Origin of the sequence: Actinoallomurus oryzae, from assembly GCF_039541955.1 — a bacterium.
Taxonomy (GTDB): Bacteria; Actinomycetota; Actinomycetes; order Streptosporangiales; family Streptosporangiaceae; genus Actinoallomurus; species Actinoallomurus oryzae.
Genome location: NZ_BAABHF010000024.1, coordinates 271,447 through 291,730 on the forward strand (window position 1 = coordinate 271,447; position 20,284 = coordinate 291,730).

Genomic DNA, 20,284 nt, shown 5'->3' on the forward strand with positions numbered 1-20,284 from the left:
CCGCTCACTGGCGATAGGCCTCCCAGATCACCTTGGTCGTCCGATGCAGGCGTTCCAGCCCGACCACTCGCTCTCCCTCGATGAGCTCGATGGTCAGGTCGTGAATACCGGCCAGGGGTGCCACGTCCAGGCCATCGGCCACGTTCTTGAACCATAGAGTTCGCAGCGACCTCAGGTTCGAGAGTGGCGACAGATCGGTGAAGGAGGGGCCCCAGAGCTGAAGCGCTTGAAGTGTGTGAAGCCGTGACACGGGCTTCAGGTCACTGACCTGGGGGCAGTCGAGAATTCCCAACGTCCGCAGCGGAAGGCGCGCGATGCCGCTCAGATCGCTGATCCGTTTTTGGTCGACGAGCATCAAGAAGCTGATTCTGGGCTGAACGTCCGCCATCTCACTCAGCTGCCCATCACGGAGATCGGCCCCTGACAGGGTCAGCTGGCGAAGTTCATCGAACTCTCGGAGCGGACCGACGTCGGCGAACATCCCGCAGTCGTAGAGATGTAGAGCCGCCGAGCCGGATTGCGCGGCGAGCAACGAGAAATCGTTGACATCCCCCAGCCCATCGAGCCCGAGCCCCTCAAGGGGAGGGAGTTCGGACAAGAACCGCAGGCCGGCGGCGAGCCGGTCCGGGTAGGCGTACAACTCCTTCAACGAAGGCAGCGAGAGAAGCGGTGAAGGGTCATCGAGCGCACCGTCGATCTGCAGCCATATCCGCTCGAGGCCGCGGTGCTCCATCAACAGCGGCAGCGACTCGGGCGTCCCGTAGGCGCTCAGGTAGGTCAGCGCGGGAAGGCCGGCAAGGGGCTCCAGACCGACCTCGCTCGGCAGGTTCACTCCCAGCCGGGTGAGATGCCCCAGCGCTCCGAGCGCGGGAAACAGACGAGGGTTGCCCACCACCAGTTCGCCACCGTCGAGCGGAGCGTCGGCGAGGACGCGTTCGGCGTAGGTGTGCGGCTCGAAGTAGTCCCAGGCGGTGACCAGTTCCTTCTGGACCTTCGGGCGCGGATCGGTGGCGTAGCGGGACAGCGTCTCCAGAGCGCGCGGGCCGTTGACCAGCCACGCCGTCCGTACCGTGGCGACCGCCTGGGCCTCGGACAGGTCCTCCAGCGACTCCGGGAGGCGGCGGAGGATCTCCTCGCCCGCCGAGGCGAGGCGGCGGGCCTCCGCGGCGTTTCTCGGCGGGATCAGGCGGGATACGCAGCGTTCCACTCGGTCGTGGGACTCGCGGGGCACGTCCGGGATGGTCTCCAGACACGCCGCTACCAGCATTCTCAGGCGGTGACCGTACCTCGGTTCCGCCTCGGCGCGGTCGAGCAGGCCCGCCAGTAGTTCCCGGCGCAGCGGTCCGTTGGCGTGGCCGACCGCCATCAAGACCGTCTCTCGCCACTGGTCCAGGTGGGCCTTTGCGACGAGCGTCTCGATGTCGGCGTCGTCGGCCGCCTGCCGGGCGGCCAGGTACTCCTGGACCGTGCGGTGTACGAAGTCGATCCGGCCCGGCGCCGGCTCGCGGATCACGCCGCTGCGCTGGATCAGGTAGTCCAAGATCTCCTCGGCCGTCGCGGCGACGCGTGGCATGGCCTCCGCCCTGGCCTCGATGCGCCGTAGGGCCGTGGTCCTGGACAGTTCGGCGCGGCCGAGGGCGGTGAGCCGCCAGGCCAGTTCCTGGAGCAGGCGTTCCTTCTGCTCGCGTTCGAGCACGACGCCGGGATGGCTGCGGATGCCGCGCTCGACGTCCCGGCGCTCCAGCAGCATGTCCAGGACCGCGCGGTACAGGCCCATGCGGTCGCGGGGAAGATGGGTCACGCGGTCGAGGTTGAGGGCGCACAGCATCGCGGCGAGCAGCGGCGTCGTCGCCAGCGCGCGCAGGTGGGGGCCGCCCTCCAGCCGGGCGAGGAGGTTCCCCTCGTACGCGGGCAGGTCCTCCGGGGCGCACGGCAGGTTCCCCGCGTGACGGACCGCCTCGTGCCACTGCCGGACGAGTTCGCGCAGGTTGTCCGGGGTCATCGGCTCCAGCATCACCGGCCGGAAGCCCTCCCCCGTCAGCCAGCGGCCGTCCGCCGCCGCCGGACGGGACGTGATGATCGTCCGTACGCTCGGGTAGACGTCGAGGAGCTCGCGTAGCCACCGCCGGAGCGTCTCCCTGCGCCCGTACGGCACCTCGTCCACACCGTCGACCAGGAGGATCCCCCGGCCGGTGTCCAGGACGCGGTGCGCCCATCCGGCGGGCGCCAGCCCGGCCAGCGGCCCGGCGACGAGGTCCTCCGGCCGGGGCAGAGGGCCCTCACTCCAGCTGCGGAGCTTGATCAGAAACGGGACGCGCCCGTTCCAGTCCCTGAGGTCCCCGGTGAACGCGCCGCGGGCCGCGGTCACCGCGATCCAGCCCAGTAACGTGCTCTTACCCGACCCCGCCTGGCCGCGCAGGAGCGTACGGGACGAACGGGCGAGCATCGACTCGGCCGACGCGGTCGACGGCTCCCGCTCCGCGCGGTCCCCGGTGAGCGCCGCCATCTTCAGCGGACCGCCGTCGTCGCGTACGCGGTCCTCGGCGGTCGCGGTGAGACTGATGTAGGCGACGCTCATGGTGGCACGGGGGCGGTAGTGCTCCACGCGAAGGCCGAACAGCTCGATCTCGTCCAGGGTGCGGGCGAGGTGTTCGAGATACCGGCGTTCGAACTCGGCGTCGTCCTGGGTTCCGTACGGGGCGTCGAGCGACCGGGCCGGGATCCGGTCGAGCACGACCGCGATCCGGTCGCCCAGATCCGACAGCCGTGACAGGGTCTCGGCGAGGGCGCGCGGCGTGAACTCCGCGAGGCCGAGCACGATGCGGACCAGGCAGTCGCAGCACTCGTCGAGCGCCACGTCGTACAGGCGCGCGGCGGGCTCGCCGAGCTGTCCGGCGGGCGCGGGCACCAGCGCGCGGACACGGCGGGCGAGCTTCACCGGGTCCGCGTCGACGGCGAAGAGCGTCTCGTCGGACAGGTCCATCGTCCGCAGCGCGCGCTCCGCCTCCGCCAGCGCCGCGGCGCGGTCATCGTCGGACAGGCCGCCGTACTCCTGCTCGATCAGCGGCGTCAGGCGGCGCTCCACCGAGTCGCCGATGTCCGCGAGCTGGCGTTCGAGCTTCCGGCGGGCGAACCGGTCGGGGAACGACACCCTGATCAGCTCGGTCAGGTCCTTGCCGCGATCGGAGGCGGCGGCGCGGGCGGCCAGCCACTCGCGGCCCGCACGTCGGGCGACCGTTCTGCCGGCGGCGGCAGCGGCCACTTCGAGTCCCGTCATCTCCGCCCCCGGGTGCCGATTCACGACACTCCGAAATCGACGCCTCCGGCGGTGCCGTTACCCGTCCTCGGAGGTCTCCAGGAGGACGCGGGCGGCCTCCCGGCAGTGTTTCAGGGCCGTGCGGGCGTACGACGGGGTCGCGCCGGCCAGGCCGCAGGACGGGGTGATCACCGCGGCCTCGGCCAGGGACTTCGGGGAGAAGCCCAGGCGGCGCCACAGCTCGCGTACCCGGGCCACCGAGCGCTCGGGCTTCGGCAGCCTCCTGTCGGTCGCCGGGATCACGCCCAGCAGGAAGCCGGTGCCCGCCTCCACGGCCTCGCCGATGGCCTCCTCGTCGCGGAGCAGGGACGCGTCCACCGACACGGCCTTCGCTCCGGCGGCGCGCAACAGACCGTAGGGAACGTTCGGGGCGCAGCAGTGGACGATCGGGAAGGTTCCCGCCGGCTCGACGACGCGACGCAACGTGTCCTCGGCGATCGGCGCCTCGACCGGGCGGATGCGGGAGAAGCCGCTCGCGGTCGGCACCGTGCCCGCCAGGACGCCCGGCAGCGACGGCTCGTCGAACTGGACGAGCAGGTCGGCGCGCGGCAGGCGGCGGCGTACGTCGCGCACGTGCGCGGCCACGCCCTCGGCCAGGGACGCCGCCAGGTCGCGCACGGCGCCCGGGTCGGCGAGCGCGCGCTCGCCGCTCCTGACCTCGATCGACGCGGCCAGCGTCCACGGCCCGGCCACCTGGATCTTGACCGGGCCCTCGAACTCGCCGGCCTGCTCTTCGAGCGTGTCCAGGTCCTGGGCGAGGAGGCCGTGCGTACGCGAGGCGTCGCGGCCGGGGTGGTCGGTGAACCGCCAGCCGGACGGCTGCACCGCGACGGCGAGGTCCACGAGCAGCCCCGCGGTACGGCCGATCATGTCCGCGCCGGGTCCGCGCGCCGGCAGTTCGGGCAGGTGTGGCAGGTCCGGCAGCTCGCCGAGGACGACCCGCAGCGTCTCCGCGGGGTCCTCGCCGGGGTAGGAACCGACGCCCGTGGCGGCGCCGGGGGCCCAGGGAAAGTTCACAGTATGAGCCTAGTGCGGCCGTGGAGACCACCCGGAACCCTCGCCCGTCGCGAGCGGCCCGCAGCGGGGCGTGGCGCGGTCTCTCAGGTGAGCTCGGCCATCCGGTCGAGGCGGCGGAGCGTCTCGTCGGCCGGCTCGGTCGGCAGGAAGAAGAGGATCTCGTCCACGCCCGCCAGGGTGAGCTGCTCCACCGCGTCCGGTTCGGCGCGGGCGGCGTAGGCGACGACCGGCACGTGCCGTCCGGCGCGGGCGCGCAGGTCGGCGATGGCCTTGGCGAGGGCGCCGTCGCGATCACGGCCGACCACGGGCATCCAGCCGTCCCCGTACTCCACCACCCGGTCGAGCGTCTTCGGGCCCCAGCCGCCGACGAGGACGGGCGGCCGGCGTACGGGCTTGGGCCAGGAGAAGATCGGGTCGAAGTCCACGAACTCGCCGTGGAACTCGGCCTCGTCGTTGTCCCAGATCTCCTTCACCGCGAGGACGTACTCCCGCATGCGCGCCATCCGGGTCTTCGGGTCGACGCCGTGGTGGAGCATCTCCTCGCGGTTCCAGCCCGCGCCGACGCCCAGGACGGCGCGTCCGCCGGTGACCAGGTCGAGGGAGGCGGTCTCCTTGGCGAGCAGGATCGGGTCGCGCTGGTTGACCAGGGCGATGCCCGTACCCAGCTCCAGGCGCTCGGTGACGACCCCGGCCGCGGTCAGGGCGACGAACGGGTCCAGCGTCCGGTAGTACTGGCGCGGCAGGTCTCCGCCGCCGGGGTACGCGGTCGTACGGGCGACCGGGACGTGGGTGTGCTCGGCCAGGTAGAGCGAGGCGAAACCGCGCTCCTCCAGGGCGGGACCGAGCGCGGACGGCGCGATCCCCTCATCGGTCACGAACGTCGACACGCCGAATCTCATGGTGCTCCCAACGTGGTGGACGACTGGCCCCTACCCACCACGGCGGGCAGATCACGCCAGAGAGTGCTCGGCGACGGCGATCGTGGCCGAGCCCAGCACCCGGTCCTCGGCGTACAGGACCGCGGCCTGGCCGGCCGCGACTCCGCGCGCCGGCCGGTCGAGGGTCACGCGGAGCGCGTCGCCGTCGAGCCGGGCGGTGCAGTCGTGCACCTCGCCGTGCGCCCGCAGCTGGACCCGGCAGGCGAGCGGCTCCTCCGGCGGCGGCGCCAGCCACACCGGACGCTCGGCGACGATCTCGTGGACGTCGAGCGCCTCGCGCGGGCCGACCGTCACGGTGTTGGTGACCGGCGAGATGTCCAGGACGTAGCGGGGCCGCCCGTCCGGCGCGGGCCGGCCGAGCCGCAGGCCGTGCCGCTGGCCGATCGTGTACGCGTACGCGCCCTCGTGCTCGCCCAGGACCTCGCCGGACGTGTCGACGATCGGGCCCTTCTCCGCGCCGAGGCGCTCGGCCAGGAAACCCCGGGTGTCGCCGTCGGCGATGAAGCAGATGTCGTGGCTGTCGGGCTTGTCGGCGACGGCGAGGCCACGCCGGTCGGCCTCGCGGCGCACCTCGTCCTTGGTCGTGTCGCCCAGCGGGAACATCGCGTGCGCGAGCTGCTCCCTCGTGCAGACCGCCAGGACGTAGGACTGGTCCTTGGCGAGGTCGACGCTGCGCCGCAGCACGCCGTCCTCCAGCCGCGCGTGGTGCCCGGTGCAGACCGCGTCGAACCCGAGCGCGAGCGCGCGGTCCAGCAGCGCGGAGAACTTGATCTTCTCGTTGCAGCGCAGGCAGGGGTTGGGCGTGCGGCCCGCGGCGTACTCGCTGACGAAGTCCTGTACGACGTCGCGGTCGAAGCGTTCGGCCATGTCCCAGACGTAGAACGGGATGCCGATCACGTCGGCGGCACGCCGCGCGTCGCGGGCGTCCTCGAGGGTGCAGCAGCCGCGTGCGCCCGTACGGTAGGACTTGGGGTTGGCCGACAGGGCGAGGTGGACGCCGGTCACCTCGTGCCCGGCCTCGGCGGCACGTGCGGCGGCCACGGCGGAGTCGACCCCGCCCGACATGGCGGCGAGTACGCGAAGAGTCATGACGTCTTCGAGGGTACGCACCCGGGGCCGCCGAGGGGAAACGCGCCCGCCCGCGCGCGGGGCCGGGCTCACGCGAATACGATTGGCGGCACTATGGGAATCTTCCGTCGCTCATCCGACGCGCCCGCGCCGTACGTCGAGGCCATCGCCCGCTTCTGGGAATGGTGGCCGCAGGCCCGCCGGCGCCTGGACGAAGGAGTGCCGGCGGACATCGCCGAGGAGATGTCCGCGCACGTCGAGGCGATGCACCCCGACCTCGAATGGGAGATCGGCCCCGGCCCGAGCCTGACCGTGAGCGGTGGCGGCGTGGACGAGCTGCGCGGCCTCGCCGAACGCTGGCGGCTCGGCGCACCGGACGACGACAACTGGAAGTATCGCTCCGCGCGGCCCGCCGACCCGGCGATGCTCACCGGCAAGCTCCAGCTCGAAGACCACGAGTTCGACCTGGACTACGTACGCGTGGGCCTGCGCGCCGATTCCTCCCGGGCACGCGTCGACGTGGCCGCCTATCATCCCGACTTCCTGTTCGTGCCGGAGGAGACCCGGCTCGCGCTCACCCACCGGGTGCTCGACTGGGCGCTGGGCGAGGACGACGTCGCCCGTTGGATCGGCGAGGTGACGACGGCCGAGGAGGAGCCGATGGACGCGCTGCCGGCGAGCATGCTGCCGCCGGTGGTGGAGCAGATCGCCGCGCCGTTCCGAGAGCCGGCGTGGCTGGTCGGCGAGGGCCGCACGCCGCTGGGACACGCGGCGCGCGTCGCCGTGCGCTTCCCGCTGCACCGGCAGGACTTTCCGCTGTGCGACCTGTACGTCGCGGTGACCCTGCCGTACGCCAACACCAACCCCGACCGGCTGCCGGTCGAGCCGTCGGCGACGGCCCTGCGGCGCTTCGAGGAGGCGGTGGAGGCGATGGGCCCGCGGGCGGTCCTGGCGGCCCACGAGACCGGCGACGGCCGCCGGGTGCTGCACCTGTACGCCGACCCGGACTCCGGCGCGGTCGCGGAGCTGGACCAGCTCGCCGCGGCCTGGTCCGAGGGCCGCGCCAAGGTCACGTCGCAGTCCGACCCGGCCTGGTCCGCCCTCGCCCCGTACCGCCCCTGACCGCCGGCCTCCCGCGTCTTCGACGAGACCATTCAGTCCCCCCGTATACCGGCCACTAAGGATCGTCGTGACCAACCACGCCGTACGTCTCGGCGCCAGCGTGCTGGCACTGACCGCCGTCTTCGCCACGTCCGCGTGCACGGACGGTGCGAAGACCCCCGCCCCCGAGTCCAGCGCGGCGGCCGGCCCGCCGGCGGCGAGTTCCACGCCGTCGGCGCCCAGCGCGTCGCCTCCGTCACCCTCCTCGACCGTGGTGCCCAGAACCACCGAGGCCGCCATCGCGCGTTACCTGACCATGCTGCACGCGCTGAGCCGAGGCGATCTGAAGACCGTGTGCGCCATCGCCGGGCCGGCGGCCAAGCAGGCCGAGGCCGAGGGATTCGGGAAGTGCCGGACCACCATGGCCATCACGCGGAGCATGTTCTCCGCCACGCAGTTGAAGGCGCTGCGGACCGCCACCGTCAGCAGGTCGAAGGTGACGAGGCGGGCCAACGGAAACGTGGACATCCCGGCGCGCGCCGTGATCGCCGACGCGAGGTTCACCGAACACGACCTGAGCGATATGACGCTGTCCTACCGGCACGGCAACTGGTTCATCATCGACTGAGGCCAGGGCGTGTCCACGGGGCGGCCGGCGCGCAGGGCCCCGGAGAATCGCCCGGAAGCTGCAGGCGTTCGTGAACGGGCCTTGCCGCCCCGAACGTGACGAACCGGGGGTCGGCGTGCGGTCAGACGGCGCCGGCGCGGCGGGCGCGTTCGACGACCGGGGCGATCTCCTTGGCGGTGGCGTCCACGTCGGCCTCGGTCGAGGTGTGGCCGAAGGAGAACCTCAGCGACCCGCGTGCGCGGGCCAGGTCGGCGCCCATGGCCAGGAGCACGTGGCTGGGTTCGGCGACGCCGGCCGAGCAGGCCGAGCCCGTGGAGCACTCGATGCCGCGGGCGTCCAGCAACATCAGTAGCGCGTCGCCCTCGCAGCCCGGGAAGGAGAAGTGGGCGTTGCCGGGCAGGCGGTCGACCGGGTCGCCGTTGAGGATCGCGTCCGGCACCTCCGCGCGGACGCGGGAGATCAGTTCGTCGCGCAGGGCGGCCAGGCGGACTGCCTCGGCGTCGCGGCGGGACACCGCGGCGCTGACGGCGGCGGCGAAGCCGGCGATCGCCGGGGCGTCGAGCGTGCCGGAGCGCACGTCGCGCTCCTGACCGCCACCGTGCAGGACGGGGACCGGGTCCAGGCCCTTGGCCAGCAGCAGCGCGCCGACGCCGACCGGACCTCCGACCTTGTGCCCGGTGATCGTCATGGCGTCCGTGGTGAACCGGACCGGCAGCTGCGCGGTGGCCTGGACCGCGTCGGTGTGGAACGGGATGCCGTGCTCGCGGGCGATCGCGGCCAGCTCGTCGACCGGCTGGACGGTGCCGACCTCGTTGTTGACCCACATCACGCTGACGACGGCGACCGAGTCCGGGTCGCGCTCGATGGTGGCGCGCAGCGTCTCGGGCAGCACCCGGCCGTGCTCGTCGACCGGGAGGGTCTCGACGGTCGCGCCCTCGCGCTCGGCCAGCCAGCCGGCGGAGTCGAGGACGGCGTGGTGCTCGATCGCGCTGATGAGCACCCGGTTGCGGGCCGCGTCGGTGCTGCGGCGTGCCCAGAAGATGCCTTTGAGGGCCAGGTTGTCGGCCTCGGTGCCGCCGCTGGTGAAGACGACCTCGCTGGGGCGCGCGCCCATCGCCTCGGCGATGATCTCGCGCGACTCCTCGACGATACGGCGGGCCCGGCGGCCCGAAGCGTGCAGCGACGATGGGTTCCCGACCCGCGCGAACTCCGCGGTCATCGCCTCGATCGCCTCGGGCAGCATCGGCGTGGTCGCCGCGTGATCCAGGTACACCATGTCGAGATCAGCCTATCGGCGTGCCTCCGACGGGGCGACGGCGCGGTCTGGCCGTACGAGGTCACCCGGATCTTCCCCTTCCGGGAAGAAAACAGCCGTTCTTCCGGTTTGGCCGTTTGTACCGTCCGGACGGTATAGTAAGGAACGCCATGAAACGAGACGCCCTCCTCGACGCCGCCGAGGTCCTGCTCTGCGAGCAGGGCACGCAGGCGCTCACCCTCACCGCGGTGGCCGACCGCGCCGGGGTCAGCAAGGGCGGGCTGCTGTACCACTTCCACACCAAGGAAGCGCTGATCAGAGGTCTCGTCGAACGGCTGATCGAGGAGTTCGACGCGCTCATCGCGTCCTACGACACCGGCGGCCCCGGCGCGTACACGCGGGCCTTCGTCGAGGCCAACCTGGCCGTGGTCATGGACCGCGACCAGTCACGGCTGCTGCGACGATGGGCGACCGTGAGCGCGGCGGCCGCCGACCCGGGGCTGCTCGCCGAGATCCGCGAGGCGATGCATCGCTGGCACGATCGCGATCCGGCCGACGATCCCGATCCCGTCGCCGCGCGAATAGCGCGGCTCGCCGCCGAGGGGCTCTGGGAGGTCGCGATGCACGACCCCGGCCTCTACGACGAGGCGCAGCTCGAAGAGCTGCGCACCCGGCTGCTGGACCTGCTCTAACGGCCGAATGACGAAGTGACGAGCCGGCACCCGACGGGTGCCGGTCGTTTCGTGCGCACAACGAAAGAGGTGAAATCATGACGTCTCGCGTCCTCAGCCGGGCCCGCCTGGGCACCGTCCTCACGTTCGCCCTGGCCGGCATGCTCTGCGGAGTCTGGGTGTCACGCACACCGGCGCTCGCCGACAGGTTCGGGCTGAGCGACGGCTCCGTCGGTGTCGCGATCCTCGTCTGGGGTATCGGCGCGATCATCGCGATGCAGGGCCTGCGAGGCGTCATGGCCCGCGCCGGCAGCGCCGCCGTCCTGCGTGTCGCGGCGCCGCTGACCGCCCTGAGCATGGTGTTCGTCGCGCTCGCCCCGTCCTGGCCGCTGCTGCTGGCCGGCGTCGCGATGTTCGGCATGACCTTCGGCCTGACCGACATCGGCATGAACGCCCAGGGCAGCGCCGTGGAACGTTCCTACGGCCGGCCCGTCATGAACGCCATGCACGCCGGATGGTGCGCGGGCGCCATCTCCGGCGGCCTGCTCGGCGCCCTCAGCGCCTCGGCCGGGTTGTCGTTCGGCCAGACGCTGTGCGGCGGCGGGGTCCTCGCCCTGCCGGCGGCGCTGGCGATCGGCCGCACGTACATCCCGGAGCACACGGCCGAGGACGAGGACTCCCCCACGGCGACCGCACGACGGTCCCGGCGCGTACGGATGCCACTCGTGGTCTACCTGGTCGGCGCGCTGGCGTTCGCCGCGTTCATGATGGAGGGCTCGATCGCCGACTGGAGCGGGCTGTACCTGAGCCGCGAGCTCGGGGCCGGGGAGGCGGTCGGCGCCCTGGGGTACCCGCTGTTCGAGGCCGCCATGCTGACCGGGCGGCTCGTCGGCGACCGGCTGCGGGGGCGTCTCGGCACCCGCCGGCTGCTGACGTACGCCGGGCTGGGCACGGCGGCGACGGTCATGGTCGTCGTCCTGGCGCCGGTGCCCAAGGTCGCGCTGCTCGGGTTCTTCCTCGCCGGGCTGGCGATCTGCACGGTCACCCCGACGACGATCTCGGTGGCCGGCACCGTCGCGCCCGGCCGGTCGGCCGGAGCGGTCGCGCAGGTCGGGGCGATGGGGTACGGCGGCCTGGTCCTCGGCCCGGTCGTGATCGGCTTCCTGTCCGACGTGTCGTCGCTGCGCGTCGGGCTCGGCGTGGCGGCCGTCCTGGGCCTGCTGATCGCGGCGGGCGCGCGGTACGTACCGATGCGGCGCCTGGTGGCGTTCCGCGGCGAGCGCGAGGTCGAGCGGGACACCGTGACCCTCGCGGCCTGACCCGCCGCAGGGCTCGGCGAACGACGGAACGCCCCGGCGGCTCCTGGAGGAGTCCGCCGGGGCGTTCCGCACCTTGGCTACTTGCGCTTGTTGATCTCTTCGGTGAGCTGCGGCGCGACCTGGAACAGGTCGCCCACCACGCCGAAGTCGACCAGCTCGAAGATCGGCGCCTCGGAGTCCTTGTTGATGGCGACGATCGTCTTGGAGGTCTGCATGCCGGCCCGGTGCTGGATGGCGCCGGAGATGCCGACCGCGATGTAGAGCTGCGGCGACACCGTCTTGCCGGTCTGGCCGACCTGGAAGGTGTGGGGGTACCAGCCGGCGTCGGTGGCGGCGCGCGAGGCGCCCACCGCCGCGCCGAGCGAGTCGGCCAGCTCCTCGATGAGCTTGAAGTTGTCCGCGCCGCCGACGCCACGGCCGCCGGAGACCACGATCGCGGCCTCGGTCAGCTCCGGCCGCTCGCCCTTCTCCTGGACGACCTTCTCGACCACCCGAGCGCCCTTGGCGGCGTCGGACAGCGTCACCGACACCTGCTCCTCCTCCGGAGTGGAGGGGGACGCCTCGGGCGCCGTGGAGTTGGGGCGTACGGCGATGATCGGCGTGCCCTTGGTCACCTTCGCGTGCGTCACGATCGCGCCGCCGAAGATCGAGTGCTCACCCACGAAGCCGTCGGCGAGACCGACGACGTCGGTGAGGACGCCCGACTCGGTGCGGACCGCGAGCCGGCCCGCGATCTCCTTGCCCTCGCCGGTCGCCGCGACGAACACCGCGGCGGGCGACCTGTCGGCCACCAGCTGGGCCAGAAGCTCGACCTTGGGCGCCACGACGTAGGAGGTCAGCTCCTCGTCGGCGGCGACGTAGACCTTGCTCACGCCGTACTCGGCCAGCTTGTCCTTGGCGCCCTCGTACCCGGGCCCGACCCAGACCGCGGCGGCGTCGCCGTACGCACGGGCGAGCGTCAGCAGCTCGAACGTGACCTTCTTGACCTCCCCGTCGACATGGTCGACGAGGACGAGAATCTCCGCCATCTCCCCGCCCCTCAGACGAACTTCTTCGACGCGAGGAAGTCGGCGGCCTTCACGCCACCGTCGCCCTCGTCCTTGATGATCTGACCCTTCTCACGCGGTGGCGCGTCGGCGAAGTCGACGACCTCGGTGGAGGCTCCGGCGAGCCCGACCAGGGCGGCGTCGATCTCGGCGTCGGCGACGGCGAGCTTCTCGACGGGCTTCTTCTTGGCCGCCATGATCCCCTTGAACGAGGGGTAACGCGGCTCGTTGATCTTCTCGACGACGCTCACGACCGCGGGCAGCGTGGCCTCGACCCGGTCGAAGCCGTAGTCGGTCAGCCGCTGGGCCTTGAGCGAGGTGCCGTCGACCTCGACCTTGTTGGCGAGCGTCACCTGGGGGACGCCGAGCCGCTCGGACAGCATCGCGGCGAGCACGCCCGTGCGCGCGTCGGTCGACTCCGAACCAAGGATGACCAGATCGAACCCGATCTTCTTCAGCACCTGGGCGAGGGCGTACGACGTCGACGGGCCGTCCGAGCCCACGAGCGCGTCGTCCGACAGGTGGACCGCCTTGTCGGCGCCCATCGCGAGGGCCTTGCGGATCGACTCGGAGGCCTTCTCCGGGCCCATGGTGAGGACGGTCACCTCACCGCCCTGGGACTCCTTGATCGACAGGGCCTCTTCAACGGCGTACTCGTCGAGCTCGTTGATGACACCGTCGGCGGCCTCACGATCGAGCGTGCTGTCGTCGGCCTTCAACTTCCGTTCGGTCGCCGTGTCGGGCACCTGCTTAACGCAGACGACGATGTTCATTCCGTGTACGCCCTCCCTGCACACTCCATGACGCGCCTCTCTCCCTCCCGCCTCGCCCGCGTCGAGCGGGCGCCGCCCGGTCGGGCCGGCACGGGGTGGTCATGCTTTCGCACCATAAGCCTGCCAAACTCCCGAAGGACATTCGGCTTCGGGGGCACAGCAGGGGTACCGCCCTGATGTTACCCATGAGTAGCGTAGGCGCAAAACCCCGGCCCGCGGCCTCTCTCACAGCGCGTAGCGGTGCACCGAGTGCTGGAAGTGGGACAGCTCCTGCACGATGGAGTTCTCCAGCTCGTACATGGGGCCGAAGCTCGGCTGCAGCACGATCGCGCCCGCGACCGCGCCGAGGGCCAGCGCGCACAGCAGCACCCCGGCGACCGCGATGCGCCGCGGGTCGTCGGCGAACGCCGTGAACACCCGCATGAGGTGGCGGCGCGGCGTGCGGATGCCGGGCGCCGCCAGCAGGACGTACGCCGCCGCTCCCGCGCCCCAGGCCGCCCCGACGAGCGGGGAGACCTCCACGTCGACCGCCGCGCCCAGCATCACCGCCAGCGGCAGCAGGACGGCGAACGCCCCGGCGTACGGCACGGTGACGAGCGTGCCCGCCACGCCGCGGACCAGGTCGAGCGGTGCCGTCAGCGGCCCCGCCAGCGCGCGCAGCAGGCCGCCTCCGTGGCGGCGCGAGTGCGCGTCGGCGGCTCGCAGGTACGAGGCGCCGGCCAGGGCGAGCAGGAGCCCGAAGAAGGGCAGCACGACCGTGAAGGCGACCTCGATGGCGACCACGAGGTAGGTGAAGAGGCGTGACCATCCCTCGATCACGGCGTCGGCGGCGTCTTCGGCCGCGAGCCGGTGGGCGGGGACCGGGTGTGTCTCGTCCGACGTCATCGCGAGGCAACACTACCGGCGCGGCGGCCCTTCGGGGGTGAGGCGCGAACGGCTGCCCGCCCGGGCGGGCAGGGACTTCGCAGAGGCACCGCGCCGCTACGCGGAGGCTCAGCCGCCGCGCAGGTCGCGCAGATAGTGCCGCAGGTCCTTCAGGTCCTGGTTGAACTGCGGGAAGTTGAAGGGCCGCAGCTCGGGCGTCTGGCTCAGCGAGAAGGACACGAGGAAGAAGACGAGCAGGCCGACGACGCCCACGACGATCCAGGCGCGTTCGCGCTGAGGCGCGACAGCTCCCCAGATCCGCACGAGCTGGCGGCGTGCGGGCTCGCTGCCCGGGCCGAGGCACGTGACGAGGATGAAGGCGGCGACGCTGAGCGACAGGGCGCGCGCGATCGTCATCTCCGACTTGGCCAGCATCGCGACGAACAGCACGACGACGCCGGCGAGGATGGCGAGCGGGCTGATCAGCGCCATCACCAGCCCGGAGCGGACCACCGAGAACGGCGATCTGACGATCACCCCGGCGACGTCGGCGGGCCGCGGCCCCCGGCGGGTGCGCTTGGAGGCGAGGGTCTGCGACGCGCGGTCCGCGGTGCGCAGCAGGAGCATGGCGATCAGCACGACGATCAGCGCGATCGACGGGACCATCATCGCGAGGCCGACCGCGCCGGCGAGGAGCATGAAGCTCAGCAGCCGGTAGAGGCCGTACGGCTTGGGTCCGTCGGGTCGCGGCGGCCGCTCCGGCGGGCGCTCACGCGTCGGCGCGGGCGGGGGGTACGGCTGCCGCCCGTACATCGACGGCTGTGGCTGCGGCGGCGGTGCCGGGGGTAGCTGCCCCCGGAAGTCGCGTGGGTTGGCGAGCGGCGGCGCGGCCACGGCCGTCAGCGGCTTGGTGTGCGGCGGCACCGGCGCGTCGAACGCCGTGCGCTCGACGTCGAGCCGGGACGTCAGGCCGACGAGCGCCTGCGCGGTGGGGCGTTCGGCCGGGTTGCGGGCCATCGCGGCGCGGATGAGCGGCAGCAGCGCCGCGGGTACGCCGTCGAGGTCGGGCCGGCCCTCCATGATCTTGTAGAAGATCGACTCGAAGGTGCCGGAGCCGAACGGCGCACGGCCGGTGGCGGCGAACGCAATGGTGCTGGCCCAGGAGTGGATGTCGGCCGGCGCCGCGGCGTCCTCGCCCTCGATGATCTCCGGCGCGAGGTAGCCGGGGGTGCCGATGACCAGGCCGGTCGCGGTGAGCCGCGTCGCGTCGACGCCCTGCGCGATGCCGAAGTCGATGACGACCGGCTCGCCGTTCTCGGCGAACATGACGTTGCCGGGCTTGAGGTCGCGGTGGATGATCCCGGCACCGTGGATCGCGGCGAGCGCCTCGGCCAGGCCGGTGGCCAGCCGCCGCAGCTCGCGCATCCCCAGCGGGCCGCGGTCGCGTACGGTCTGCTCCAGCGTCTGCCCCGGGACGTACTGGGTGACGACGTAGGGCGGCTCGGCCGTCACGTCGGCGTCGACGATCTCGGCGACGTGCAGGCTGCGCACGCGGCGCATCGAGTCGACCTCGCGGGCCAGCCGGCGCAGCGCCGTCTGGTCGGAGGCGACCCCCGGGCGCAGCACCTTGACGGCGACCCGCCGCCCCTGGGGGTCGGTCGCCAGGTGCACGACGCCCATCCCGCCTTCCCCGATCTTGTCGAGCAAGCGGTACCGGCCGATCATCTGCCCGGACGTGTCTACCCCCTCCATAGTTCCGCCACGATACCCGTGCAAGTGCGGTCAAGCGGGTGCCAATCAGGACATCGCGGCGAACGCGAGGCCCGGTTCCCCTACCGTAAGGCGGCCGGCCAGCCACGCAGCCGAAGGCCGCGCGGCCGGGTCACGCCGCAGGGCGAGCCGCAGCAGCGACACGACCGGCTCTGACACCCCGTCGAGGTCGGCCGCGCCGCGCAGCACGCGGAAGCACACGCCGTGCAGCGACCCGGCGCCGAAGGGCGGCCGGCCCGTCGCGGCGAAGGCGACCGTGGCCGCCCACGAGAAGACGTCGGAGGCCTCGCTGGACCGCCCGCCGTCGATGAGCTCCGGCCCGACGTAGCCGGGCGTGCCGGTCAGCACCCCCGCCTGCGTCTGCTGCACCGCGCTCGCGTCCTGCGCGATGCCGAAGTCGATGATCTTCGGCGCACCCGCCGCCACCATGACGTTGCCCGGCTTGAGGTCGCGGTGCAGCACCCCGGCGCCGTGGATCGCCGCGAGGCCCGTCGCGAGCCGCCCGGCGAAGCCGGTCAGCATCTCACCCCGCATCGGGCCGAACCTGGCCACCAGGTCGCGCAGCGGCACACCAGCGACGAACTCGGTCACGATGAACGGCCTCTCCCCCTCCAGGCAGGCGTCGAACACCTCTGCGACGTACGGGCTGCGCACCCGCGCCATCGTCTGCGCCTCCCGGGCCAGCCGGCGGCGGATCGCCGGGTCACCGGCCAGGTCCCCCCGTGGTTCCTTGACCGCGACCACGCGTCGATAAGGGTCCATCGCGCGGTGCACGACGGACGTGGCGCCCTCCCCGACCGGCTCCAGCAGGTCGTAGGAGCCCAGATGCCGAACCCCTATGACGTTCATGACCGGTTCGACGTGAGATCACGCCCGCGGGTTCCGAGTAATGTCGGGACATGGACGATCTGCCTCCGCGGCTGCGCGCGGTCTGCGACCTTCTCATGCCCGGGGTACGCGAAGCGGCCGGCCGGCACGAATACGACGGCCGGCTGCCCGACTACTCGGTCGCCGGCGTCGCGGACGCCCTGAGCCGGGTCGGTGCGGGCGAGCCCCTCGACGATCCGCACGACGAGGCGCACCTGCGAGCGTTCGAGGAGTTCCTGCGGATCTCCTACGGCGAGCTGGAGATGCACCGCCGTAACCCGCTCGACCATCTCGACGCCCTCGACCTGGCCTGTTACGACCGGGAGTACGCCCCGGCCGCCGAGCGCGAGGCGGCCCGGTCGCGGCACCTGGCGGGCTGGCCGGAGGCGGCCGACGTCGCCGTCCGCACGCTCGACCGCGTGCCGGCGCCGGTCGCCCGGGCGCTGCTGGGCCCGGTGCGCGGCCTCGCCGCCGGGATCCCGGCCGATTCCGGCGAGGCCGGCGACAAGGCCCGTACGGCGCACGCGCGGCTCGTCGCGCACCTGGAGCACCTGGCCGAGCACGGCGACCCGGACGCCGCGCTCGGCGGCCCCGCGCTGGCCCGGCTGATGGGCGCCTCGGAGGCGCTCGACCTCGACCTCGCGGCCCTGGCCGCCGAGGCCGACCGCGAACGCGACCGGCTGATGGCGCGCCTCACCGAGGCCTGTGCGCGCCTGGACCCGGCGCGGCCGGCGCTGGAGCTGTGCCGCGAGCTCGTACGGGACCATCCGGACATCGACGGCGTCATCGACGCGTCACGCGACTGGACCCGGCAGGCGCTGGCGTTCACCCGCGAACGCGACCTGGTGCCCCACCACGACGGCGAGTGCCGGGTCGGCCTGGCGCCGGAGTCGCGCCGCTGGGGCATGGCGATGATGTCGTGGGCGGCGCCGGGCGAACCGGACGCGCCGTCCTGGTACCACATCACGCCGCCGGAGCCGTCCTGGCCGGAGGAGGACATCGAGGACTGGCTCCAGGTGTTCAGCGCCACGACCCTGCCGGGCGTGACGGTGCACGAGGTCGCCCCCGGGCACTTCTCGCACGGCCGCGCGCTGCGCCACGCGCCGACCGTCGTGCGCCGGACGCTGTTCTCCCTGGCCTTCGTCGAGGGCTGGGCCCACTACGCCGAGGAGCTGTGCGTCGAGGAGGGCTTCCTGGCCGACGACCCGCGGTTCGAGATCGGCGTGTGGCTGGAGGCGCTGGTCCGCGTCACCCGGCTCGCCTGCGCGATCGGCGTGCACACGGGCGCCATGACGGTGGAGGACGGGGCGCAACGTTTCGCCGCCGACACCCACCTCGCCGGGTCCGCGGCCCACGCCGAGGCGGCGCGTGCCGTGTTCGACCCGACGTACGGCCGCTACACGCACGGCAAGCTGGAGATCCTGCGCCTGCGCGAACGCGCCCGGCGCGAGTGGGGCGACGGGTACTCCCCGCAGCGTTTCCACCGTGCGCTGTTCGAGCTCGGCTCGCCGCCGCTGGGCCTTTTGGACAGTGCGCTGAAGGTCGGCTGAGTCGCCGTCGGTGCTGCCGGCGGTGCCGCTCTTCAAAAGCCGCTCCAGCGGGAGACCTCGCCGCGGCGCAGGAGCAGGCCCGCCGTCAGCAGTGCGGCGCCCGAGAACAGCATCGGCAGCATGTAGGGCACGAAGTCCAGCACCGACCCGCCCGCGGGCTCGACGACGAACAGCACGGTGAAGGGCACCATCGCGGCCAGGAACAGCGCACCGATCAGCGTGCCGACGCGTGACATGAACGCGATCGCGACGCGCCCCCCGCGCCACGCACGCCAGGCCAGGAGGGCGAACGCCAGCGTCCAGAACACGATGTAGGCGATGTCGCTCGCGTCGCCGCCCTCGTGGGCGCGGGCGATGCCCCAGGTCGCCATCCCCACCGAGCACAGCCAGAAGGCCGTGAAGAGGGCCACGGCGACGACCAGGGAAAGAGGCCGGCCGCGCCGGCCGATCGTACGGACGCGGCGGATCGGCGCGCGGCCGTGCTCGGAGGCCTCAGGGCCGAAGTCGGGCGGGAGCATGACCCGGGAGCGTACTCCGGCGCCCTTACGGTTCCCTGACCGATCCCTCGGGCTTCCCATGCGTGGGCAAGGGCGATCCCACGGTTCTCCAAGACTCCTCGGTCACGCTGACGGACTGTCATGTCACCGACGGAAGGCCAGAGATGAAACGGCTCATGGCCCTGACCATCGCGGCCTGCCTGGCGCTCTCATCCTGCCGGGCGGGGGCCGCGCGGACCTCGCACCAGGCGGCGCACGCGGCGGAGCGGCCCAACATCGTCTTCGTGCTGACCGACGACCTCGCGAGCAACCTCGTCCCCTACATGCCGCAGCTTCAGCGCATGGAGCGGCAGGGGACGACCTTCACGCACTACTTCGTGACCGACTCGCTGTGCTGTCCCTCGCGGTCGACGACGTTCACCGGCAAGTTCCCGCACGACACCGGCGTCTTCACCAACAGCGGCGCGGACGGCGGCTACCGGGCGTTCAACGCCCACGGGAACCAGCGGAACACGTTCGCGACCGCGCTGCGGTCGGCCGGCTACCGCACCGCCATGATGGGCAAGTACCTCAACGGCTACCAGCCGGCCGACCCGGTGCCGCCGGGCTGGAGCGAGTGGGACGTCGCGGGCGACGGCTACCCGGAGTTCGACTACTCGCTCAACGAGAACGGCCGCGTCGTCAGGTACGGCCACCGGCCGAGCGACTACCTGACCGACGTGCTGAACCGCAAGGGCCAGGACTTCATCGCCCGGTCGGCCAGGGCCGGGCAGCCGTTCATGATGGAGCTGGCGACCTTCGCCCCGCACGGCCCGTTCACGCCCGCGCCGCGTGACGCGGCCAGGTTCCCCGGGCTCAAGGCTCCGCGCGGACCCGCGTTCAACGAGGCTGACATGTCCGACAAGCCTGCGTGGATCAAGGACCATCCGGAGCTCACCGCGAAGCAGATCAACAAGATCGACACCTCGTTCCGCAAGCGGGCCCAGGCCGTGCAGGCGGTCGACAAGATGCTCGGCGACCTCCAGGCGGCCCTGAAGGCGAACGGCGTCGAGCGCGACACCTACCTCGTGTTCGGCTCCGACAACGGCTTCCACATGGGCGAGCACCGGCTCACTCAGGGCAAGATGACCGCCTACGACACCGACGTCAACGTGCCGCTCGTGGTGACCGGGCCCGGCGTCGCGGCCGGCCACCGGACCTCCGCGCTCGCCCAGAACACCGACCTGTGCCCGACCTTCGAGACGCTCGGCGGCGTCAAGGTGCCGGACGCGGTGGACGGCCGCTCGCTCACGCCGTTCTTCACGGGCGACACGGTGAAGGACACGCGCGACGCGGTCCTGGTCGAGCACCACGGTCCCGACAACGCGGTGAACGACCCCGACCGGCCGACCGAGGCGAGCGGCAACCCGCCGAGCTACGAGGCGGTCCGCACGGCCCATGAGGTCTATGTGGAGTACGCCGATGGCGAGCGGGAGTACTACGACCTCGCCAAGGACCCGGACGAGCTGGACAACACCGTGGGCCGGGTGCCGGCGAAGCGTCTGGCCCGGCTGAGGTCGACGCTGCACCGCCTGGAGAAGTGCTCCGGCACGGCCTGCCGGTGA

At 72.4% G+C, this 20,284-nt stretch carries 17 protein-coding genes; 6 read left to right on the plus strand and 11 right to left on the minus strand.

What is annotated here, in order from left to right; translation table 11 throughout:
• Window positions 1-4: 4 nt before the first annotated feature.
• From ABEA10_RS22425 to mnmA, 4 genes are all read right to left on the minus strand, one after another.
• A complete protein-coding gene (locus ABEA10_RS22425; protein WP_345466879.1) occupies window positions 5-3,277 on the minus strand; it encodes an NACHT domain-containing protein in 3,273 nt (1,090 codons plus the stop codon).
• A 57-nt stretch (window positions 3,278-3,334) separates the two neighbouring features.
• Window positions 3,335-4,333 (minus strand): methionine synthase, encoded by a 999-nt coding sequence (locus ABEA10_RS22430; RefSeq protein WP_345466882.1) that lies wholly within the window; start codon window positions 4,331-4,333, stop codon window positions 3,335-3,337.
• Between the two features lie 83 nt (window positions 4,334-4,416).
• Window positions 4,417-5,232, minus strand: a complete 816-nt coding sequence (locus ABEA10_RS22435; protein ID WP_329256217.1) for an LLM class F420-dependent oxidoreductase — start codon at window positions 5,230-5,232, stop codon at window positions 4,417-4,419.
• Window positions 5,233-5,283: 51 nt separating this feature from the next.
• Window positions 5,284-6,360 (minus strand): tRNA 2-thiouridine(34) synthase MnmA, encoded by a 1,077-nt coding sequence (gene mnmA / locus ABEA10_RS22440; protein ID WP_329256214.1) that lies wholly within the window; start codon window positions 6,358-6,360, stop codon window positions 5,284-5,286.
• Between the two features lie 93 nt (window positions 6,361-6,453).
• Here mnmA and ABEA10_RS22445 point away from each other — a divergent pair, with 93 nt between their 5' ends.
• Together ABEA10_RS22445 and ABEA10_RS22450 are read left to right on the plus strand one after the other, a co-directional pair.
• A complete protein-coding gene (locus ABEA10_RS22445; protein ID WP_345466886.1) occupies window positions 6,454-7,461 on the plus strand; it encodes a DUF695 domain-containing protein in 1,008 nt (335 codons plus the stop codon).
• A 67-nt stretch (window positions 7,462-7,528) separates the two neighbouring features.
• A complete protein-coding gene (locus ABEA10_RS22450; protein ID WP_345466889.1) occupies window positions 7,529-8,068 on the plus strand; it encodes a hypothetical protein in 540 nt (179 codons plus the stop codon).
• Window positions 8,069-8,189: 121 nt separating this feature from the next.
• On the opposite strand, the gene ABEA10_RS22455 is transcribed toward ABEA10_RS22450, so the two are convergent.
• The gene (locus ABEA10_RS22455) at window positions 8,190-9,344 is read right to left on the minus strand and encodes a cysteine desulfurase family protein (RefSeq protein ID WP_345466891.1); all 1,155 of its coding nucleotides are present in this window, start codon (window positions 9,342-9,344) and stop codon (window positions 8,190-8,192) included.
• 149 nt (window positions 9,345-9,493) lie between these two features.
• Here ABEA10_RS22455 and ABEA10_RS22460 point away from each other — a divergent pair, with 149 nt between their 5' ends.
• Window positions 9,494-10,015 carry a TetR/AcrR family transcriptional regulator gene (locus tag ABEA10_RS22460; protein ID WP_345466893.1) on the plus strand — a complete coding sequence of 174 codons (522 nt, stop codon included), beginning with the start codon at window positions 9,494-9,496 and terminating at the stop codon, window positions 10,013-10,015.
• Window positions 10,016-10,092: 77 nt separating this feature from the next.
• The gene (locus ABEA10_RS22465; RefSeq protein ID WP_345466896.1) at window positions 10,093-11,313 is read left to right on the plus strand and encodes an MFS transporter; all 1,221 of its coding nucleotides are present in this window, start codon (window positions 10,093-10,095) and stop codon (window positions 11,311-11,313) included.
• A gap of 77 nt (window positions 11,314-11,390) precedes the next feature.
• Here ABEA10_RS22465 and ABEA10_RS22470 read toward each other — a convergent pair whose 3' ends face one another.
• From ABEA10_RS22470 to ABEA10_RS22490, 5 genes are all read right to left on the minus strand, one after another.
• Entirely contained in the window at window positions 11,391-12,341 is a 951-nt protein-coding gene (locus ABEA10_RS22470; protein WP_329256203.1) for an electron transfer flavoprotein subunit alpha/FixB family protein, read from the minus strand.
• 11 nt (window positions 12,342-12,352) lie between these two features.
• Window positions 12,353-13,132, minus strand: a complete 780-nt coding sequence (locus tag ABEA10_RS22475; protein WP_345466899.1) for an electron transfer flavoprotein subunit beta/FixA family protein — start codon at window positions 13,130-13,132, stop codon at window positions 12,353-12,355.
• Window positions 13,133-13,357: 225 nt separating this feature from the next.
• Window positions 13,358-14,017, minus strand: a complete 660-nt coding sequence (locus ABEA10_RS22480; RefSeq protein ID WP_345466901.1) for a hypothetical protein — start codon at window positions 14,015-14,017, stop codon at window positions 13,358-13,360.
• Window positions 14,018-14,125: 108 nt separating this feature from the next.
• Window positions 14,126-15,748 carry a serine/threonine-protein kinase gene (locus tag ABEA10_RS22485; RefSeq protein WP_345466903.1) on the minus strand — a complete coding sequence of 541 codons (1,623 nt, stop codon included), beginning with the start codon at window positions 15,746-15,748 and terminating at the stop codon, window positions 14,126-14,128.
• 45 nt (window positions 15,749-15,793) lie between these two features.
• On the minus strand, window positions 15,794-16,615 hold the full coding sequence (locus tag ABEA10_RS22490) for a serine/threonine-protein kinase (RefSeq protein ID WP_345466905.1): 822 nt from the start codon (window positions 16,613-16,615) through the stop codon (window positions 15,794-15,796).
• A 50-nt stretch (window positions 16,616-16,665) separates the two neighbouring features.
• On the opposite strand from ABEA10_RS22490, the gene ABEA10_RS22495 reads away from it, so the two are divergent.
• Entirely contained in the window at window positions 16,666-18,183 is a 1,518-nt protein-coding gene (locus ABEA10_RS22495) for a DUF885 family protein (RefSeq protein ID WP_345466907.1), read from the plus strand.
• A 32-nt stretch (window positions 18,184-18,215) separates the two neighbouring features.
• Here the strand turns inward: ABEA10_RS22495 and ABEA10_RS22500 are convergent, their stop codons facing one another.
• Complete coding sequence (locus ABEA10_RS22500; RefSeq protein ID WP_345466910.1) at window positions 18,216-18,701, minus strand: hypothetical protein; 486 nt, start codon at window positions 18,699-18,701, stop codon at window positions 18,216-18,218.
• Window positions 18,702-18,844: 143 nt separating this feature from the next.
• Here ABEA10_RS22500 and ABEA10_RS22505 point away from each other — a divergent pair, with 143 nt between their 5' ends.
• Entirely contained in the window at window positions 18,845-20,284 is a 1,440-nt protein-coding gene (locus ABEA10_RS22505; RefSeq protein ID WP_345466912.1) for a sulfatase family protein, read from the plus strand.

Coding starts and splice junctions, on each gene's coding strand:
- ABEA10_RS22485 (WP_345466903.1), bottom strand. CDS start 15,748: ATGGAGGGGGTAGACACGTCCGGGCAGATGATCGGCCGGTACCGCTTG.
- ABEA10_RS22500 (WP_345466910.1), bottom strand. CDS start 18,701: ATGCTCCCGCCCGACTTCGGCCCTGAGGCCTCCGAGCACGGCCGCGCG.
- ABEA10_RS22470 (WP_329256203.1), bottom strand. CDS start 12,341: ATGGCGGAGATTCTCGTCCTCGTCGACCATGTCGACGGGGAGGTCAAG.
- ABEA10_RS22460 (WP_345466893.1), top strand. CDS start 9,494: ATGAAACGAGACGCCCTCCTCGACGCCGCCGAGGTCCTGCTCTGCGAG.
- ABEA10_RS22425 (WP_345466879.1), bottom strand. CDS start 3,277: ATGACGGGACTCGAAGTGGCCGCTGCCGCCGCCGGCAGAACGGTCGCC.
- ABEA10_RS22490 (WP_345466905.1), bottom strand. CDS start 16,615: ATGAACGTCATAGGGGTTCGGCATCTGGGCTCCTACGACCTGCTGGAG.
- ABEA10_RS22465 (WP_345466896.1), top strand. CDS start 10,093: ATGACGTCTCGCGTCCTCAGCCGGGCCCGCCTGGGCACCGTCCTCACG.
- ABEA10_RS22455 (WP_345466891.1), bottom strand. CDS start 9,344: ATGGTGTACCTGGATCACGCGGCGACCACGCCGATGCTGCCCGAGGCG.
- ABEA10_RS22435 (WP_329256217.1), bottom strand. CDS start 5,232: ATGAGATTCGGCGTGTCGACGTTCGTGACCGATGAGGGGATCGCGCCG.
- mnmA (WP_329256214.1), bottom strand. CDS start 6,360: ATGACTCTTCGCGTACTCGCCGCCATGTCGGGCGGGGTCGACTCCGCC.
- ABEA10_RS22480 (WP_345466901.1), bottom strand. CDS start 14,017: ATGACGTCGGACGAGACACACCCGGTCCCCGCCCACCGGCTCGCGGCC.
- ABEA10_RS22495 (WP_345466907.1), top strand. CDS start 16,666: ATGGACGATCTGCCTCCGCGGCTGCGCGCGGTCTGCGACCTTCTCATG.
- ABEA10_RS22475 (WP_345466899.1), bottom strand. CDS start 13,132: ATGAACATCGTCGTCTGCGTTAAGCAGGTGCCCGACACGGCGACCGAA.
- ABEA10_RS22505 (WP_345466912.1), top strand. CDS start 18,845: ATGAAACGGCTCATGGCCCTGACCATCGCGGCCTGCCTGGCGCTCTCA.
- ABEA10_RS22445 (WP_345466886.1), top strand. CDS start 6,454: ATGGGAATCTTCCGTCGCTCATCCGACGCGCCCGCGCCGTACGTCGAG.